This is a genomic window from Erysipelatoclostridium sp. An173 (genome assembly GCF_002160495.1).
Taxonomy (GTDB): Bacteria; Bacillota_I; Bacilli_A; order Erysipelotrichales; family Coprobacillaceae; genus Thomasclavelia; species Thomasclavelia merdavium.
This window is the reverse complement of record NZ_NFKR01000101.1, coordinates 1-1,112: the sequence shown is the minus strand read 5'-3', so window position 1 is coordinate 1,112 and position 1,112 is coordinate 1. Positions and strand designations below refer to the sequence as shown.

Annotated in this window: 2 protein-coding genes; both read right to left on the bottom strand. The window is 31.4% G+C overall.

Annotation, left to right across the window (positions count from 1 at the left end; all coding sequences use genetic code 11):
• Positions 1-18: 18 nt before the first annotated feature.
• On the bottom strand, positions 19-660 hold the full coding sequence (locus B5F09_RS14550) for an IS3 family transposase (protein ID WP_087375025.1): 642 nt from the start codon (positions 658-660) through the stop codon (positions 19-21).
• A gap of 17 nt (positions 661-677) precedes the next feature.
• A complete protein-coding gene (locus B5F09_RS14545) occupies positions 678-980 on the bottom strand; it encodes a transposase (RefSeq protein ID WP_004610048.1) in 303 nt (100 codons plus the stop codon).
• Positions 981-1,112: the final 132 nt, after the last annotated feature.

Below are 1,112 nucleotides of genomic sequence, written 5' to 3'. Positions count from 1 at the left end.
GAATACTATACCGAAGAATTAGGCTATTTTCATCTTACGTATCCAAAACTTCGGTATAGTTTTTTCTTCGGCATAGTCGCTATGGATCACAAGCGGTTTTTCAATATTTCTTCGTACTTTTGCAATATTTATTGCTTCTATTATCGATTCGGCTTTCATATCTTTAGTTAATACCCAGGATATGATTTTTCTTGAATATAAATCCATTACACTTGTTAAATAAACAAAACCCTCATCATAGGTCCAGATATAGGTTATGTCTGTACACCAGAAAGCATTTGGCCTGTCTGGATTGAATTCTCTTTTAAGCAGATTTTTTAAATCTGCAGTGAAATTTTTAGAAATCGTTGTTTTTGTCCAGTGTTTTATATAGCAGGCTTTTATTCCCATCTCACGCATATAATTACTGACTGTTTTCATGCTTATCTTTATTCCTTTTTGCCGCAGGATATAGGTGATTTTTGGTGCTCCATAAATTTCTTTGTTTTCATGATAAATAGTTAGAATCATTTCTTTGATTCGTTCTTTGTGCAGTTGCCGATGGGATTTTTTACGATGCTTCCATGATTTAAAACCGCTTCTGGAAATATTTAATATTTTGGTTACTGCTCTAATCGAAACCTTATTAGAATCGGCATCTTTATCAATATATTCGTCCAATGCTCTATAAAGAATACTTACTGGCTGTTGAGAATGTTCATAGCTTTTTTTAATATTTCAACAGCGTCTCTTAAATCCCTGTTTTCTTTTTTTAATCTTGCCAGTTCTTTAGCATCATCACTGGAATAATTACCAGAACCTCTAAATACCTTGCTTTCATCATCGCTGTTTGATGAATATTCTTTAATCCAGCGATGAATAGAACTTAATGAGATTCCAAGATTATTAGCTACTTCAGCCATGGTAAGTTCAGGATGATGCTTCCTATAATTAACAGCATCAATTTTAAATTGTTTATCAATTTGTTTCTTTTTAGCCATATAACTCTACCCCTTATTTATAATTTGATTATTGATTAATATAGATTACATCTGTTATCAGTATTAATCAATACTGTTTTCATTTTATTGACATTTCTCTATTTAACTGGACCTAAATATATACTAGCATCA

What these genes read in the sequence shown, in the direction of transcription:
- B5F09_RS14545 (WP_004610048.1), bottom strand. Translation starts at nt 980, where the DNA reads ATGGCTAAAAAGAAACAAATTGATAAACAATTTAAAATTGATGCTGTT.